Here is an 18,370-nt window from a genome sequence, read left to right on the forward strand (position 1 = left end):
CTTTTTTAGGCTATTTACATCCACCCTGAGGGAATCGAACCCCCATCTTAAGAACCGGAATCTTACGTGATATCCATTACACTAAGGGTGGAAACTTGTTTTATTATAACAGAAATTTGCTCTAATAACAAGTTTTTTGGGTGGGGTATGCCTCCATTAGTGGGAAGCATCTCCGTTCCAGATAGAGTTTTTCACGATAACATAATCAACGTGCTTGAGGTCAGCAACCTTGCGTCCACCTGCGTAGGAAATGGCACTCTGCAGATCTTGCTCCATCTCGGTAAGGGTATCTTGCAAATGTCCTTTTGCAGGAAGTAAGATGCGTTTTCCTTCCACGTTTTTATAAGCACCCTTTTGATATTGTGAAGCTGAACCATAGTATTCTTTGAACTGTTCGCCGTCGACTTCGATTGTCTTTCCTGGGCTTTCGATATGTCCTGCAAATAGGGAACCAATCATGACCATGCTAGCACCGAAACGGATAGACTTAGCAATATCGCCATGAGTACGAATCCCTCCATCAGCAATAATCGGTTTGCGAGCAGCCTTAGCACACCAGCGAAGTGCTGCCAACTGCCAACCACCTGTACCAAAACCAGTCTTGACCTTGGTGATACAAACCTTACCAGGACCAATTCCAATCTTGGTAGCATCCGCACCAGCATTTTCCAATTCACGCACAGCTTCTGGCGTTCCCACGTTACCAGCAATGACAAAAGTATCCGGCAATTCTTTCTTGATGTGTTGAATCATAGAAATCACGCTATCCGCATGACCATGAGCAATATCAATCGTGATATACTCCGGAGCATCAGCCCTGAGTTGGCTAACAAAGTCATACTCGTAGTCCTTGACACCAACAGAAATGGAAGCAATGAGCCCTTGATCGTGCATGCGTTTGATAAAAGGAATGCGCCCCGCTTCATCAAAACGGTGCATAATGTAGAAGTAACCGCCTTTAGCCAGTTGCTCTGCAACATCCTCATCTAAAATTGTCTGCATGTTGGCTGGTACAACAGGTAGTTTAAACGTGTAATTTCCAAGTGTGACACTCGTATCTGCTTCTGCACGGCTTTTAATGACACATTTGTTTGGGATCAACTGAATATCTTCGTAATCAAAAATTGGAAATTCATTTAACATATCGATGTCTCGTTTCTTTTGTAATGACCTACCTATGCTTCCGCATCCCTACGTCTTTTACGACGTTTCCTTGAATCATTATAAACCAAAGTACAGTTTTTGTCAAATATTTTCAATAATCAAATTATATTGTTCGGGAATTACTTGTATAAATAGCAAAAAAGCGAAGAGATTACTTTCTCCCCGCTTCTTCATCAATAATCGCTTTAAAATTTTCTTCTGAATTTTCCATCATTTTACAAAATGCACTATAGGATGAGGCATTCTGAGGGATTTGGATAGACCACTTCTTCAATTGAGCTCCATAGCCAGCTATTTTTCCTATTTCACTATTTACTGACCGCTCCACACTAGGAAAAATCAGTCCAGCCTTCTCAGCTTCTAAAATATAAGAATAGGAAATCAATTGGAACAAGTCCTCACGGTTAATCCCTTTTTCAGTGAACTCTAGTTTCTTATATTTTGCATCTAGAACAATCTTTCGTTCTCTGTCATAAAAATCTGGATATACTTTTCGTTTCCCAACAGAAAATACTGAAATTCCATCCGTCTTATCCTTATTTCTGGGATGTACAAAACCTTTTGGCAACAAGGTGTAAACATACTCTTCCCAAAGCCAGGCAACATCAAAGAGAATACCATGTACCATCTGGGATTGGGGCCCAAGACCATGCTTTTCTCTACTCAGAATCATCAAGCAGAGTTCCTGTAATTTTCTATACTCTCTAAAATAGGCGTGTCGGATGGGTTTGATTTTATTCATTCTGATAATCTTGGCACGATCAGCTAGTTTATAAGATGAGGTTACACGAATAATTTCTGTCATATTTTCACGATTACTATCGAGCAGAACTCCGAAACCTTTCTGATTCTTTATGTACTCAATCGTATGCCGAATCAACTGCATGAGTGGATTATCATAGGTGAACTCTCTAGTGGTATAGGCAATATTTCCCGTAAAAAGGAGATTTTTTTTCAGATGATTTCCAACATCTAGCACACCCTTCACATGACTATCGTTATGGAAAAATCGCTGGTATTCCTTATAAAGACCTTTTCGGAGAGCAGCTTGCAGATATTTGGGAAGGAGGTAAATCAAAAGCTGATAGAGTTTATCCTCTGGAGATAGACCGACATCTAAACTAGTCAGATTGATATTGAGAACCTTTTGTAAAAGATAATGCAAAAAGTGGTCGTTATATTCATCAGAAAAACGAGAGGAAATCGTTAATCTTTCCTGACCACAGCCCAGAAAACCAATCACATTTCCTGTGTTGATTTCCTGATTAACTGTTTCCAAAATCTTTTGGTCCTTGTCTAAATCAGGAGAATTCATCAAATCATTTGGGAAAATAAAAATATTGTCCTCTCGAGATAGGTTATCTAGTGTTCTATCAAGGAGCGCTTGACTTAGATTGGGAAATTCTGCGACAAAATCTTCTCTAGCAATTTTATAATGATTATCAGTTATACGCATCATTATCACCAGTCTCTTGCTGATTTGTTTGCTCGTTATTTGTCAGATCAAATGCTTTTTTCAATGTATCCAGAGTTTTGGCCTCTTCATAAGAACCACGTAAGTAATCTTCCAATAGAGGTTTGAGGTAATCAGACCAGAGTAATTCATAGTCAAAATCTACATCCTTCAACTTAAGGAAATAACTTGGTCCGATATGATAATGACTGTTTAGCTCCTGAACGTTTTCGATAGCAGCGTTCAAGTTTCTTAGACGAAGTTTTGCTTCTTCTGCATGGATACCCAGTTCTTTATCCAACATAGCAACTTGGCTTTCAGCAGTAACTTCAACAAAGCGGAAACGACGACGCATAGCAAAATCAAAGGTATCTACTGAACGGTCAATATCATTCATTGTTCCGATGATGTAAACATTCTCAGGAATATAAAACTTGTCATCCGTCTCATGTAAATTAGCATACTGGGTAGACACACTTCCCTTTTCACCACGATAGCCAGGGTCAATAGAAAAAAAGAGTTCACCAAAAATCTTAGAAATCTCACCACGGTTGATTTCATCGATGATGAAAACGAAGTTTTTCAATTCATTATCTATTTCTATTATTTCATCCTGAATACTTTCATTTTTTATCATTTTGTAAAGTGTCAAATAGTATGAAAATTCTTGGGTTGCATTATTTTTATTAAAAAACTGAGTTATGTCTTTAACTTGTTCAAATTGAGATTCTGAAGTTAACATTGTTTCGATATCTTTAATTTTCAATTTTGCATTTTTTGATACCTCATTTTCAGGAATAGATATATAAATGTAATTTTCATCAATTTCTGTAATGATAAAGGACGATTGACGTTTTGTATATAACTTGTCAGACGGAAACTCCATATTAGCAAAATATTTTGAAATCTTTGCTATTGATTTTTTTTCCTTTTCTAAATCATCCTTGTTTTTATGTGAATAGACCCAATTTTTCTTTGCTTTCAAACAAAACTCTTTAAAAATACCGTCTTGAGGCTTAAATCCAATAGCTCCATCCCCATTTGATACCGGTCTCAAACCCTCTACAAAATCTGTATAATCATAGGAAGGGTGAAATTGTACAAAGCCGATTTGATCTTCATTACCACCAGTTAGCTCTGCCGCTATTTCTTTAGCAAGATAAGTTTTTCCTGTACCAGGTGCGCCACGGAGGATAAGGTTTTTGGATTGTAACAAGATATTACTCAAGGGATGATGAATATTATTTTGTTCAGACATTTCTTTCTCTCCTTGCTTATTATCACTGTCTATAAAATCTTTTGAATACTCAAATAAAATACTACCCAACATTGAAGATTCTAGTTCAGGATATGTTTTAGAAAACAGTTTACAAATCTCATGATTCTGACGATAGGGCCCTCCTTGATTACTTTGGAGAATCAACCTATTCCAAAATTCATTTTGACTATTCATATTTACTCCTAAAAAAGAAGGATTCTCCGAATAAATACAAAGTAGTTTTGTGACTACCGCAGAACGCCCAATAAATTCATTCTTTGACTTTTTTATGTCAAAAATAGGGTTATTGAAATCCAACATTCTACCAGCTTGGATGATCTCATACAAATCCGATTTTAATTTGTTAAATCGGTCTTCTAGTTCTGATTCTGGAATGACTTTATTAGCTTGATCTTTATAACTCTTTGTTTTTTCATTCCAATAAATACCAAATTTTGAAGAACCTCCGCCTCCAATTCCCATAAATAAAGATTTGTATTTCCCCCTCTCAAGACCGTAGCAAAAAGAATTACTTTTAGCGCCTTTCCCAATGACATATTCATCGATAGACATGGTTAAAATTCTATCAAGTGGCCATTCTTTAAGAAATTCTTCACGTAATTTTTCATTGTGAATACTATATTTAAATGCATCTTCTCTTAATCTTATTTTATTTTCTTGGTACCAAGCATAAAAATCTTCCAAGCCAAGCTTTCTTTTATCCATCAATCTTACTCCTTTTATAATAATGTTCAAATAAAAACTATATATTTCACATATAGAATATCATATCTATATAAAAAAGAAAAGAAATTCTAAACAAAAAGCCCAGTGTAGAGACTTTATTCCCTCTTAACACTAGACTTCTTTCTGTCTTAATAATACTCACCTTGACGGTAGTCCCATGAGTTAAAGGTATCTGACAGGTGCATCATGATTTTATCAATGTCAAGCCCTTTGCGGATCACAACTGGCGCTGGTGAAGTTGAACGTGCTCCTCCTTGTTCTGGGATTAGTTTGCCGTCTTTATCAACCATAGACACCATCACACCTTGCTCGTAGCGCGTTTCAATCGTTTTATCAGGTTGGATAGATGCCACATAGTCGTCTGCTTCGATGACAAGGTCCACTGCTCCTTCGATACGTTCTCCGATACCTTCCACCTTACCACGATTTCCTTTTCCAGATGGGTTGGCTGATGAGGCATAGACCATTTTACCTTCTTCCCAAAGTTTAGCAGCCAACTGTTCACCAGCTTTACCAAACCTGATGACAAAACAGCTAGTACCACGAACGTCTGTCATAAGTTCTTCTCGGCCATCACCGTATGCTTTGAGTTTTTCAAAAGCTTCTGGTTTCCAAGGAAGGATACAGCCAAGGAGAATATCTTCGTCCCAATGTTTTTGGTAGAAGGCTTCAATTTCTGGGTTGAGTTGTGCTAAAGCACGTAGCTCGTCCATGCTACCACAAAGTACAACACCTGGTTTGTTACGGTTACGTTCTTTAGCTTCAAATTTGCGTTCAAGTCCTGCCTTATCGCTAGTCATGATAATGTAACCAACTTTTGTAGGGCATACAATGCACCCTCCCTCACCTTTTAAAATGTCATAGCCTTCTTGTGAAAGTGTTCCGTTCCATTGAATGTGTTTTGTCATAGTTCTATTTCCTTTTCTATTTTTTCTAGTCCTGCCAGTAGGCTGGTCGTTGTTTTTCATATGCAGCAATCAAATCTTCATACTGCAAAGTAATACCGATATCATCCAAACCATTTAAGAGCTTGTGTTTCCACTCGCTATCGATTTCAAAAGTGAATTCTCCAACTGGTGAGATGATTTTTTGTTGTTCCAAGTCCACAGTTACCTGGTCGCTTGGTTTCAATTGGGCTAGCTTTTCTCTAACCTCCCTAGGCTGAACAATAGGCAACATGCCATTATTGAGTTCATTATTGTAATGAATGTCACCGAAAGAGCCTGCAATCACGACCTTAAAACCGTAGTCTGCTAGAGCCCAAGCTGCATGTTCCCTCGAAGAACCTGCCCCAAAGTTATCCCCTGAGATAAGAATACTGGCTTTACGGTATTCTGGTCGGTTAAAAACAAAGTCTGGATCCTCAGTGTAGTTATCATCCAAATATCGCCAGGCATACATGAGGTACTTACCAAAGCCTTTTTTATCAATTAACTTGAGAAACTGCTTGGGAAGGATTTGGTCGGTGTCAATGTTATCATTCATAAGAGGAACGGTCGTTCCCGTATAAACTGTAAATTTCTCCATATCCTCTCCTTACTGGGCCTCTGGCATTTGCCGAACATCTACGAATCGCCCTGCGATAGCTGCCGCCGCTGCCATGGCTGGACTGCAGAGATGGGTTTTAGCACCAAATCCCTGTCTATCCTCAAAGTTGCGGTTACTGGTTGAAGCACAATGCACGCCATCAGGTACCTTGTCTGGATTCATCCCTAGACACATAGAGCAACCTGGGTCTCTCCACTCAAAGCCAGCATCTAAGAAGACCTTATCCAAGCCCAACTTCTCAGCAGCTCGTTTCACAGGACGCGATCCTGGTACTACAATTGCTGTTAGATTGGGAGCTATTTTCTTTCCTTTGACAAATCGAGCAGCCAGTTGCAAGTCACTGAGACGAGCATTGGTACAAGACCCGATAAAGATATAACCTATTTCAATATCTTCTGGTTTTTGACCAGGTTCCAAGTTCATGTAATGATAAGCTCGTTCATCATTCATATCCTTAATTTCTGGGAAGCTACTGTCAAAGTCAACACCCATAGCAGGGTTGGTTCCCCAGGTCACCATAGGTGCCAAGTCAGAGACATCCATATGGATAACCTTATCATAAACAGCATCACTATCACTGACAAGCGTCTTCCAGTCAGCAACTGCCTCTTCGAAAGCTTCTGGAACACATTCCCTTCCCTTGAGATAATCATAGGTAGTCTGATCTGGATTCATAATTCCCATCTTAGAACCAAACTCGATGGACATATTGCAGATAGTCATTCTCTCTTCCATGGTCAGTGCATCAATTGCTTGCCCACGATATTCCACCGCATAACCTACACCACAAGCAACGCCGTACTTGGCAATCAAGGCTAAAATGTAATCCTTAGAATAAACTCCTTTTTGAGGAACACCAGTGAATTCTACCAGCATTTTCTTAGGTTTAACTTGCCAGAGTGTCTGGGTAGCAAAAACATGCTCGACCTCACTGGTCCCAATCCCAAAGGCGATAGCTCCGAAAGCTCCGTGAGTAGCTGTGTGGCTATCTCCACAGACGATGAATTTTCCTGGTTGTGTCCGTCCTGTTTCTGGACCTACCATGTGAACAATCCCCTGCTTTTCAGAACCGTGGGCCGCATGTTCAATCCCAAACTCCTCAACATTTTCAGCAAGCTTGTCAATTTGGGCCTTAGAAATTACATCTCGAATATCGTAGATATTGACCGTAGGGACATTGTGGTCAAAGGTTCCAAATGTCAAGTCTGGCCGTCTCAATCTGCGACCCGCATCTCGTAATCCTTGAAAAGCTTGGGGACTAGTCACTTCATGAATATAGTGTTGATCCACATACATGAGTTGAGGCTGCCCCTCTTCTCCTGTGATGACATGGCGGTCCCATAATTTATCAAAAATTGATTTTCCTGCCATCCATTACCTCCAAATAAAATATAAGGCTACTAGTGTGGTCACCATCCCGAGAAACCAAACTGTTTTAAAATACCATTTTCTAGTCTTGTGGTGAAAGGTGATTCCTGCTAGCCAGGCACCAAAACCACCACAAGTAAAGGCTAAAATGAGTAAGATTTTCTCTGGAACGCGCCAAGCACCTCTTCTTGCCTTGGATTTGTCAATGCCATAGATTATAAATATCAAAAGATTCCAAATCAAGAGGGCAAGAGTTATTCCTTCATTTATCTTCATAATCTTTCAATGATGGCTTCTGTCATTTCCTTGGTCGAAGCCTGTCCTCCTATATCTCTCGTTAAAATTCCTGCTGCCAAACTGGCTTCTACAGCATGTTCGATACGCTCTGCATTCTCAAAACGTCCAAAACTATCTCTCAACATCATGGCAACTGACAAAATCATGGAAATAGGATTGGCAATTCCTTGACCTGCAATATCTGGCGCTGAACCGTGAATAGGCTCATAAAGACTTGGCCCCTTTTCAGAATGACTGGCTGATGGCATGACTCCAAGGGTACCAGATAGGACGCTTGATTCATCTGATAGAATATCTCCGAAGAGATTCTCTGTCACGATGACATCAAATTTAGCAGGATTGGTAATCATGAGCATGGCAGCTGAGTCGACTAGCTGGTGTTCCAAGATCACATCTGGGAAATCCTGCGCGACTTCCTCAGCTACTCTCCGCCAGAGTTTTGATGTCGCTAGAACATTTTGCTTATCGATACTAGTAACGATTTTTCTGCGATTTCTTGCAATTTCAAATGCCTTGCGAATAATCCGCTCTACTTCCTCATAGCTGTAGTCGTTGATATCACGCGCTTTTCGCTCTTCAAGGATATGATCTCCAAAGTAAATACCACCTGTCAACTCACGCACCACGACAAAGTCTACACCAGCAATTCTTTCCGGTTTGAGAGGTGACAAATGCTTGAGACTGTCAAAGATTTTTACGGGGCGAATATTGGCATAGAGATTGAGTTCCTTACGAAGAGACAGCAAGCCTTGTTCAGGCCGAACCGCAGCCCCATCATACTGGGGACTGCCGATAGCTGCTAGGAGAATAGCATCTGCTTCTCTACATGTCTTGAGGGTTTCATCAGGTAAGGGATGACCCACAGCATCAATACCTGCTCCTCCAAAGGGGCGTCTGTCAATTTCATAGTCAAAACCTGTTTTTGAAGCTAGAACCTCTAGAACCGCTAGACCAGCTTCCATGATTTCTGGACCGATTCCGTCCCCTGCTAGAGCTACTATTTTCTTTGTCATAGCTTTCTCCTTCACACACTAGGCATGTCTCGGTAGGAAACGCTGCGCCCCATCTCACCTGCATTCTCTTTTTGAACAAAGGTATTGGCATTTATATAAGCAATAGCCGAAGCCTTCAATACATCAAAATCAAGTCCTGCCGCGTTAAAAATGGTCTCAGTATCTCTGTTTTCAACAGTAACCAAGACACGAGCTTGAGCATCGATCCCATCTGTCACCGCATCAATTGTGTAGGATACCAAGCGGACAGATTGGTTAAAGAACTTATCGATAGCATTAAAGATCGCTTCAACAGAGCCTTGTCCTGTCGCATTGAACTCGACCTTCTCACCATCCATATTAGCCAGACTAACAAGCGCTTCAATGTCATTATCTGCATGGGTTTGAAGTTGCAAATCATCAAAGTGGAAGCCTTCTGGGTTTTCAACAATGGTTCCAGCGACCAGTGCACGAATATCTGCATCTGTGATTTCTTGCTTTTTGTCTGCCAGCGCTTTGAACTTAGCAAAGAGTGGTTTGATATCCTCTTCTGAAAAGTCTAGGGCCAATTCCCTTAGTTTCTCAACGAAGGCATGGCGACCTGACAATTTTCCAAGCGGAAGACTATTACTCTTAACACCAACCAATTCAGGTGTAATGATTTCATAGGTAAGAGGATTTTTAAGAACTCCATCTTGGTGAATGCCAGACTCATGAGAGAAGGCATTACCACCAACCACAGCCTTGTTTTTAGGAACTGGAATACCTGAGAAGCGAGAAACCATTTCTGAAGTATTAATGGTTTCGTTTAGGACAATGCTTGTCTCTGCTTGGTAGTAATCTTGGCGAATATTGAGCGCCACTGCTATTTCTTCCAAAGCTGCATTTCCAGCTCTCTCCCCAATACCATTGATAGTCCCTTCAACACGTCCTGCACCGTTCTTGACAGCAGCAAGGCTGTTAGCCACTGCCATGCCGAGGTCATCATGACAGTGAGGCGAATAGACGATCTGACGATTGGTCTTGACATTCTCAATCAAGTGTTTGAAGATGGCACCATATTCCTCTGGCGTAGTAAATCCAACCGTATCAGGGATATTGATATAAGTTGCCCCAGCATCCACTGCTGTCTGTACAACTTGCAAGAGGAAATCCAACTCGGTTCTGGTCGCATCCTCTGGAGAAAATTCTACGATTTTAAACTTAGAACGGGCATAGGAAACATGCTCACTAATTGCTTCCAAAATCTCTTCTTTACTCTTATTAAGCTTATACTTGCGGTGAATCGGACTGGTCGCGATAAAAACGTGAACCTGTGGATACTTGGCATCCTTGAGCGCCTCATAACAAGCATCTATATCAGACTTGACAGAACGTGCCAAACCTGTCACCGCCGTTTTCTTCAAGACCTTAGCAATCTCCTGAACTGCTGTAAATGAGTCTGGACTCGCCGCCGGAAAACCAGCTTCGATGGCTGAAATACCCCATTTCTCCAGCTGTCTTGCGATGGCAACCTTTTCCTTGATTGAAAAATTAACACCTGGTGTCTGCTCACCATCACGGAGACTGGTATCTAGAAACTCAACTCTACGCATAAGAATTCCCCCTTCAAAATTTCAGTATAGAAAAAACATCTCGCTCGGAAACCCAAGCGAGATGTTGATTTACTCCCGCTTGGTAAGCCAAACAGGACTAATGCTTCTGCACTAGCCCGAGTACCTCAACAACAAAGCAAATTGATTAAACTTAGCTGTTTTCATGTTTGACTTTCTCCTTCGTTTGATATCTTGTTTAGTATTTTAGCATAGGAAAAATCTCTTGTCAAGAAAAAATCCAATATTTTCTGAAAATTTCTTCAGTAAAGAATATTTAGCTAATTAAAAGTATTTGAAAAATCAAGTGAATTTCCTTACTTTTTCAATGTCAAATTCCAACTGATTTCTAGCAAATCTAGAACGTCATCATCAGATAAACTATCATCAAGAGTAAGACTAATCCAGTAACGTTTGTTCATATGAAAGGCTGGATAAATGCCCTTTTTTGAAAGTAAATGAGCTACTTGATCGTGTTTGAGGTTAACTGCTTCCACTAGCCCTTCTCTGCCTTTATCCAGCTTAGTCCAAGAAATCCTCATAAAAACAGCATACCACTTTTGATTGCCTTCATGATGTAATACTGCTGTATCAGGTGATTTTTCCCACAGATACTCCAACTGATTGCCATACTTTTCTTGAACTTTAGCCATGATACGCTTAGTCTGAGGACAGATAAAATCCTGTGCATCAAAGCAAGCCTTCCGAATCTGGTAAAGAATCTCCAAACAAGCCTCACGGACACTTCCGACAAAACTTCCCCTCATACTTTCCATATGTACTTGAGGATAGAGGTCACCCGTCTCTTGATCAAAGACCTGAAAACTCACATTATCAGTAGTGATGGAAACTGTCATGAAAAAGTCACCCTGCAAAATCTGGCAACTATAGGTCCAGACTTCTCCATTTTCTACAAAACCAAAGGCATGAGCTTTTTCTTTATTAAACTGATAGGATTTAAAAATTTCAAACATAAGTGAAAACTGCTACCAAAAGCTAGCAGTTCCTTTCTATTTTTTAAAAGACAACCTTGGTTCCATGCAATTGTGTCACACCTAGTTGGTCGATAAAGGTTTGACGGTTGTCCAAGTCAATCCCCCCACCTGGTAAAATTTCAATTTTACCTTTAGCCTGTTCCAAAATTCTGTGATAGTGATCAAAACGTTTCTCTAGCGAGTCACCAGACACACCAGCACGAGTCAAGATACGATTGACACCAGCTTGGCTGAGCCAGTCAATAGCTTCCAACTGGTCTTCTTCGCTCAATTCATCAAAGGCCATGTGGAAGACAATTTCCATTCCTTTCGATGCGGCAATCAACCTCTCAAGATTAGCCTTATCCAACTTCTTATCAGCGGTTAATAGCCCAAAAACAACTCCTTGACTTCCAGCCTGAGCAGTCAAACGAATATCTTCTAGCATAATAGCAATGTCTAGGTCATTATAGACAAAGTCGCCACCACGTGGACGAATCATGGTCATGATGGTGGTATGATAGTTAGCTGCCAGTTCAACCGCTGCCTTTGTTACTCCATAGCTAGGTGTTGTGCCACCTACTGCTAGATTATCACAAAGTTCGATTCGACGAGCTCCAGCCTGCATAGCTTTTTCAAGCAAGGTCACATTTTCAGCACAAAATTCGTAAATCATTTGATTCTCCTTGATGTTTTCTTTGAATTTATTATATCATATTATTTGAATATGCTTTCATTTTTATCAAGGCAAATAACTACTATTTTTATCTATTCTTTGTCAGGAATGACTTTAAAGAGATAGTAGGTGATAAAGATAGTCAATGCTCCCAGACCGATTTTGACTGGCAAAATAGGGGCAAAATAAATAGAAATTCCCATCAAGATATAGATAGATACGATGATTTTTTTCTTGCGTTCTCGCGCGATAGACTTGGTCTCGCGAAAATCAGCTACATAAGTCTGATAGAGCTTGGTGTGATAAAGCCAGTCTTCAAAACGCTTAGAGGATTTTGAAAAGCAAGCGATTGATAATAAAAGAAAGGGCGTTGTTGGCAAGAGCGGCAGGACAACACCTACAAGAGCTAGAGCCAAAGAAATAAAACCAATACAGAAATAAATAATGCGCATGTCTTCTCCTAATAAAATAATCTTCTACTAGTTTCCCACAAAATGAGGAAATTTGTCAAGTTTAAACTAAAAAGAGCCTGAAATTCATTTTCAGGACTCTTCATTTTATTTAATCTTTTCCTCTTCGTAGTCGCCATTACTACATACAACCTGCTTACCACCACCACGGACCTTTTTCTCCACAAGGAAGTGTCCACATTTTGGACAATCACGTCCAATTGGTTTGTCCCAGGAAGTAAATTCACATTCTGGGTAACGATTGCAACCATAGAAGATACGATTGCGCTTGGTTTTGCGTTCAATGATTTGTCCTTGATGGCAGCTTGGACACTCTACGCCGATTTCTTTCACGATTGCTTGGGTATGGCGGCAATCTGGGAAATTGCTACAAGCATAGAATTTCCCAAAACGTCCTAGCTTAATCACCATTGGACTGCCACAAACTTCACAGTCAAATCCAGCTGGCTCATCCTTAATCTGGATTTTTTCCATTTCAGCTTCAGCCTTGGCTACTTCTTTGGAGAATGGTTTGTAAAATTCGTCAATAACCCGTTGCCACTGCTCTTTTCCAACTTCGACATCATCCAGTTTGCCTTCCATTTCAGCTGTGAAGGTCACATTGACGATATCTGGGAAATATTCAACGATGAGTTTATTAACAATTTCTCCCAACTCTGTTGGTTCAAAGCGTTTGGCTGCCAGACGAACATAATAGCGTTTCTGGATGGTTTCAATGGTCGGAGCGTAAGTTGACGGACGCCCAACACCATTTTCTTCCAAGGTCTTGATAAGGGTCGCTTCCGAATAGCGAGCTGGCGGTTGGGTGAAATGTTGTTCTGGCTTGCTATTGACCTGCTTGACCACATCTCCTACTGACATATCTGGCAGCATTTTGTTCTTGTCAGAGTCATTGTAGATAGCAAGATAACCATCAAACTTAACCTGACTACCATTTGCCGCAAACTGAACGCCATTTTGAGAAAACTTAACAGCCATGGTATCAAAGATAGCTCCCGTCATCTGGCTAGCCACAAAACGGTTCCAGATAAGGGTATAAAGTTTGAGCTGGTCTTTGTCCAAGTACTTAGCGATACTTTCTGGTGTGTTTAAGACACTAGATGGACGAATGGCTTCGTGGGCATCTTGAGCACCTGAGGCATTCTTGACCTTGCTACCATGCTTAGAATACTTGCTACCAAAACGGTCGTTAATGTAGCTTGCCGCTTCATTCTGAGCCACAGGACTGATACGAGTCGAGTCTGTACGCATATAGGTAATCAAACCTTGCACGCCCGATCCGATATTGATCCCTTCATAGAGCTGTTGGGCTACCATCATAGTCTTTCGAGTACGGAAATTAATTTTGTTAGCCGCATCCATTTGCATAGTTGAAGTAGTATAAGGTAGGGGCGCATTGCGTTTGCGTTCTTTCTTATCTACCTGGTCTACTATGAAATCTTTGCTAGTCAAATGGGATAAGACTTCTTTGACTTCTTCGTTGGTGGTCAATTTCATCTTTTTGCCATTCATACCATAGAAAGAAGCCTGAAATTGCTTGGTTCCCTTCTTAAAGACACCATCAATTGTCCAGTATTCTTCTGGTTGGAAGGCATTGATTTCATTTTCACGGTCAATGATGAGCTTAAGGGCAACCGACTGCACGCGTCCTGCTGATAAGCCCTTCTTGACCTTTTTCCACAAAATAGGCGAAATCGAATACCCTACCAAGCGGTCTAAGACTCGACGAGCTTGTTGGGCGTCGACCAAGTCCATGTCAATCTTGCGAGGTTCTTTAAAGGCATTTTTTACTGCGTCTTTGGTGATTTCATTAAAGACTACTCGGTTGGCATCATTCTCATCCAAATCGAGAATATGAGCCAAATGCCAGGAAATTGCTTCTCCTTCACGGTCCGGGTCACTCGCTAGAAAGACTTTATTGGCCTTTTTAGCTTCTTTTTTTAAGTCATTGATGAGAGGACCTTTTCCTCGGATATTGATATACTGTGGTTCATAGTTATTTTCAATGTCAACTGACATACTGGATTTTTTCAAATCACGAATATGTCCGACGCTGGCTAGAACCTTATAATTTCTGCCTAAATATTTCTCAATCGTTTTCGCCTTGGCAGGCGACTCTACGATGACTAGATTTTTTTTAACTGTTGATTTTTTCTTTTTTGTTGCCGTAGCCACACTATCACACCTTTTCAAAGTAATAAACTTTATAAAGTGTAAACCATTTTGCCATAACTGTCAAGACTTAGCTACTATATATAGAAGAAAAGTTTATCTGAGGGAACAAATTTCTCCTTAAAATTCAAACTCAGCCAGCACATCTTGACCGCTGGAAATCAGTTTTGCCCCCTCTTGGATCAAGTGGTGACAGCCATCTGAATGGCCATCTAAAATGTTTCCTGGAACGGCAAAGACATCACGCCCTTCCTCCATAGCACGCTCACAGGTGATGAGGCTCCCTGAACGCATCCTTGCCTCTGCCACAATAACTCCTCGACATAGTCCTGCTATGATTCGATTACGAGCTGGAAAGTGAAATTTCAGAGGTTGCTCGCCAGGTCCATATTCACTGAGAACCAGATGGTCATTGCCAATGTACTCCTGCAAGCGTTTATTGGCTTTAGGATAAAACACATCCAAGCCTGTTCCAATGACGGCAATCGTTCTTCCTCCATTCTGGAGTGCAGCCATGTGGGCAGCCGTATCAATCCCTTTGGCTAAACCACTGACCACGATTAACTCGTTTTCCAAACCTTGAATAACTCTCTGAACCGACTTTGCTCCCTGACTTGAACATGAACGACTCCCTACAGCAGCAACCTTCGGAAACTTCAACAAATCCAGATTTCCTTTATAAAATAAGAGCACTGGAGCATCATAAATCTCACTCAGATCCCACGGATAACAGTCATCAAGAATAGAAAAGGATGGAAATTTTTGGAACTCCTTCTCCAACTGAGCATCATCTATCTGGAAATAGCGTTCCATAAAGACAGCAGGATTACGACATCCAGATATTTCCGCAATGTCACCTAGCAAGAGCTCCTGATCTACAGTCTCGTCATATTCAAGAACAGTTAAAATTTGTTGATTGGTCAGCCCAGCTTTGCGCAATTTGTAAATCTCATAGTTTGTGATCTTCATATACAACTCCATTTCTTTTTCTACTCATCTATCTATTCGTAAAAATAATAAAAAGAAGATCAGTTGATCTTCTTTTTTCATTTATTCAGCTTTAGTAGTTGACCAACTACTTTCAACCATCGGTAAGATTGTTTTTAAAGTTTCCCCATCCCCTTCAAGTGAAACATAGCGGATTTTACCATCATTTGATCGGAAAACCCAGGTAACGAGATATTTCCCTGACTTAGCAATTGCATTGACAACATAGGCTTCATAACCTCCAATGGTCGATTTGGAGCCCCAAACCTTACTGAAATCAGAGCTTTGTTCTTTGGAAGTTAAAATACTAGATGAGACAGTCACAACATCCAGTTTAGCATATTCTTCTTCGCTGATATTAAACTGCTCAGCCTTGAAGGTATTCAGTGTAACAATGTTGATATCTGTTCCATCGCAATACTGTATATCATTTCCACCTTCTACTTCATGGAATCGAACCCATGATTTGGGTACCTTGACAAATCCATACTCATTCGAGCCAATGATTTGCGTCTCTTCCTTTTTCGCTTCAGAAACGGCAGAGCTAGAGCTACTCGTTTTCTGACTGCCAGAAGAACTAACAACTGCAGACGAACTTTCTTCGGTTGCTGTTTGCGATTTGTTAGAGCATGAAGCTAAAAAAGCACTAAGAGTAACTAAAGTACCTAAAATTAATAATTTTTTCATCCTACCACCTTTCCATCTGCATTATAAGAAAAATAAGGACTTCTGTCAAATTCTAACCTGATCTATTTTGTCAGTTGATGATTTTACTCGCTCTCATTTAAAGTAAAAACTCTTGAAAAATCTTCAAGAGTTTTATTTCTATTCTTCATCCATGCTTAAGACGCTAAGGAAGGCTTCTTGTGGGACTTCTACTGATCCGATAGCTTTCATCCGTTTCTTACCTGCCTTTTGTTTTTCAAGGAGTTTGCGTTTACGAGAAACGTCACCACCGTAACATTTGGCAAGTACGTTCTTACGAAGGGCCTTGATATCCGTACGAGCCACAATTTTGTGTCCAATAGCTGCTTGAATCGGCACTTCAAATTGTTGACGAGGGATGATTTTCTTGAGCTTATCAACGATAAGTTTCCCACGTTCGTAGGCAAAATCCTTATGAACGATAAAGCTGAGAGCATCGACCTTATCACCATTGAGAAGAATGTCCATTTTGACTAGCTTAGATGGACGGTACTCTGACAATTCATAGTCAAAGCTTGCATAACCACGCGTCGAAGACTTAAGCTTATCAAAGAAGTCAAAGACGATTTCAGCAAGTGGAATTTGATAGATAACATTGACACGATTGTCATCAATATAATCCATGGTTACAAAGTCCCCACGTTTGCGTTGAGCCAATTCCATAACAGCTCCAACAAACTCCTGCGGTACCATGATTTGAGCCTTGACATACGGCTCTTCAATAGTCGCAATCTTGGTTGGGTCTGGAAATTCAGAGGGGTTAGACACATCCATAGACTCACCATCAGTTTGGTTAACCTTATAGATAACAGATGGAGCTGTCATGATGAGGTCAATATTGAACTCACGTTCTAAACGCTCTTGGATAACATCCATATGGAGAAGGCCAAGGAATCCACAACGGAAACCAAACCCCAGCGCCTGCGATGTTTCTGGTTCAAACTGCAGACTGGCATCGTTGAGCTGCAATTTTTCAAGGGCTTCACGAAGGTCATTGTACTTGTTTGACTCAATTGGATAAAGACCCGCAAAGACCATAGGATTCATTTGCTTGTAGCCATCTAGCGGTTCTGATGCAGGATTGCTTGCTAGGGTCACTGTGTCTCCGACACGCGTGTCTTGAACCGTCTTGATAGAAGCCGCAATATAACCAACGTCACCAGTCGCAAGGAAATCACGACCAACTGCTTTCGGTGTAAAAATTCCGACCTCAGTCACATCAAAAGTCTTGCCATTGCTCATGAGTTGAATCTTATCGCCAGGTTTGACAACTCCGTCCATGACACGAACTTGGAGGATAACCCCTCGATAGGCATCATAAACTGAGTCAAAAATTAAGGCTTTGAGTGGTGCTGTAACATCACCCGTTGGCGCTGGCACTTTTTCTACGATTTGCTCAAGAATCTCTTCGATCCCAATACCAGCCTTAGCAGAAGCTAAGACCGCTTCGCTGGCATCCAGTCCAATGACATCCTCAATCTCTGTACGAACGCGCTCAGGATCGGCTGCTGGTAGGTCAATCTTGTTAATAACTGGAAGAATTTCCAAATCATTCTCCAAAGCTAGATAAACATTGGCAAGCGTCTGGGCCTCAATCCCTTGGGCTGCATCGACTACCAAAATTGCTCCTTCACAGGCAGCTAGAGAACGCGACACTTCATAGGTAAAGTCCACGTGCCCAGGTGTGTCAATCAAGTGGAAAATATAAGTTTCTCCGTCTTTAGCAGTGTAATTGAGCTCGATGGCATTGAGTTTAATGGTAATCCCACGTTCCCGCTCTAGATCCATACTATCCAAAAGTTGGGCTTGCATTTCACGACTAGAAACCGTCTCCGTCTTTTCCAAAATGCGATCTGCTAGGGTTGATTTCCCATGGTCAATATGGGCGATAATAGAGAAGTTGCGGATCTTCTCCTGTCGTTTCTTTAATTCTTCTAAGTTCATGATGCTCTTCCTTTCAGGGTATC

The 18,370-nt window shown here is 40.8% G+C and carries 16 protein-coding genes and 1 tRNA gene; all 17 read right to left on the reverse strand.

From position 1 onward, the window contains the following. Positions 1–19: 19 nt before the first annotated feature. Positions 20–91: transfer RNA gene (locus tag BLS46_RS02835), tRNA-Arg, on the reverse strand. A gap of 65 nt (positions 92–156) precedes the next feature. Further along, positions 157–1,143: a GMP reductase gene (locus BLS46_RS02840; protein ID WP_093585539.1), complete on the reverse strand. Its 987-nt coding sequence runs from the start codon at positions 1,141–1,143 to the stop codon at positions 157–159. Between the two features lie 172 nt (positions 1,144–1,315). After that, on the reverse strand, positions 1,316–2,620 hold the full coding sequence (locus BLS46_RS02845; RefSeq protein ID WP_180364048.1) for an McrC family protein: 1,305 nt from the start codon (positions 2,618–2,620) through the stop codon (positions 1,316–1,318). Next, positions 2,607–4,601 carry an McrB family protein gene (locus BLS46_RS02850; RefSeq protein WP_093585543.1) on the reverse strand — a complete coding sequence of 665 codons (1,995 nt, stop codon included), beginning with the start codon at positions 4,599–4,601 and terminating at the stop codon, positions 2,607–2,609. The genes BLS46_RS02845 and BLS46_RS02850 overlap by 14 nt, the downstream gene beginning before the upstream one ends. A 149-nt stretch (positions 4,602–4,750) precedes the next feature. Beyond that, positions 4,751–5,530, reverse strand: a complete 780-nt coding sequence (locus tag BLS46_RS02855) for an L-threonylcarbamoyladenylate synthase (protein ID WP_093585545.1) — start codon at positions 5,528–5,530, stop codon at positions 4,751–4,753. Positions 5,531–5,555: 25 nt separating this feature from the next. After that, a complete protein-coding gene (gene leuD / locus BLS46_RS02860; RefSeq protein ID WP_093585547.1) occupies positions 5,556–6,149 on the reverse strand; it encodes a 3-isopropylmalate dehydratase small subunit in 594 nt (197 codons plus the stop codon). Between the two features lie 9 nt (positions 6,150–6,158). Next, positions 6,159–7,541, reverse strand: a complete 1,383-nt coding sequence (leuC, locus tag BLS46_RS02865; protein WP_093585549.1) for a 3-isopropylmalate dehydratase large subunit — start codon at positions 7,539–7,541, stop codon at positions 6,159–6,161. A 3-nt stretch (positions 7,542–7,544) separates the two neighbouring features. Continuing rightward, entirely contained in the window at positions 7,545–7,814 is a 270-nt protein-coding gene (locus tag BLS46_RS02870) for a DUF1294 domain-containing protein (protein WP_093585551.1), read from the reverse strand. After that, on the reverse strand, positions 7,811–8,848 hold the full coding sequence (leuB, locus tag BLS46_RS02875) for a 3-isopropylmalate dehydrogenase (RefSeq protein WP_093585553.1): 1,038 nt from the start codon (positions 8,846–8,848) through the stop codon (positions 7,811–7,813). The genes BLS46_RS02870 and leuB overlap by 4 nt, the downstream gene beginning before the upstream one ends. Before the next feature lie 11 nt (positions 8,849–8,859). Next, the gene (locus tag BLS46_RS02880) at positions 8,860–10,422 is read right to left on the reverse strand and encodes a 2-isopropylmalate synthase (RefSeq protein WP_093585555.1); all 1,563 of its coding nucleotides are present in this window, start codon (positions 10,420–10,422) and stop codon (positions 8,860–8,862) included. Between the two features lie 314 nt (positions 10,423–10,736). Continuing rightward, positions 10,737–11,393, reverse strand: coding sequence for an MmcQ/YjbR family DNA-binding protein (locus BLS46_RS02885; RefSeq protein WP_093585557.1), 657 nt, complete (start codon positions 11,391–11,393; stop codon positions 10,737–10,739). 43 nt (positions 11,394–11,436) lie between these two features. Then, positions 11,437–12,069, reverse strand: coding sequence for a copper homeostasis protein CutC (locus tag BLS46_RS02890; protein ID WP_093585559.1), 633 nt, complete (start codon positions 12,067–12,069; stop codon positions 11,437–11,439). A 92-nt stretch (positions 12,070–12,161) separates the two neighbouring features. After that, positions 12,162–12,521, reverse strand: a complete 360-nt coding sequence (locus BLS46_RS02895) for a YbaN family protein (RefSeq protein ID WP_093585561.1) — start codon at positions 12,519–12,521, stop codon at positions 12,162–12,164. A 105-nt stretch (positions 12,522–12,626) separates the two neighbouring features. After that, a complete protein-coding gene (topA, locus tag BLS46_RS02900) occupies positions 12,627–14,714 on the reverse strand; it encodes a type I DNA topoisomerase (RefSeq protein ID WP_093585563.1) in 2,088 nt (695 codons plus the stop codon). Positions 14,715–14,831: 117 nt separating this feature from the next. Next, entirely contained in the window at positions 14,832–15,680 is an 849-nt protein-coding gene (gene dprA, locus BLS46_RS02905; protein ID WP_093585565.1) for a DNA-processing protein DprA, read from the reverse strand. An 81-nt stretch (positions 15,681–15,761) separates the two neighbouring features. Beyond that, the gene (locus BLS46_RS02910) at positions 15,762–16,385 is read right to left on the reverse strand and encodes a hypothetical protein (RefSeq protein WP_093585567.1); all 624 of its coding nucleotides are present in this window, start codon (positions 16,383–16,385) and stop codon (positions 15,762–15,764) included. Between the two features lie 138 nt (positions 16,386–16,523). Continuing rightward, positions 16,524–18,347: a translation elongation factor 4 gene (gene lepA / locus BLS46_RS02915; protein ID WP_093585569.1), complete on the reverse strand. Its 1,824-nt coding sequence runs from the start codon at positions 18,345–18,347 to the stop codon at positions 16,524–16,526. Positions 18,348–18,370: the final 23 nt, after the last annotated feature.

Source organism: Streptococcus sp. NLAE-zl-C503, assembly GCF_900104285.1.
Lineage (GTDB): Bacteria > Bacillota > Bacilli > Lactobacillales > Streptococcaceae > Streptococcus.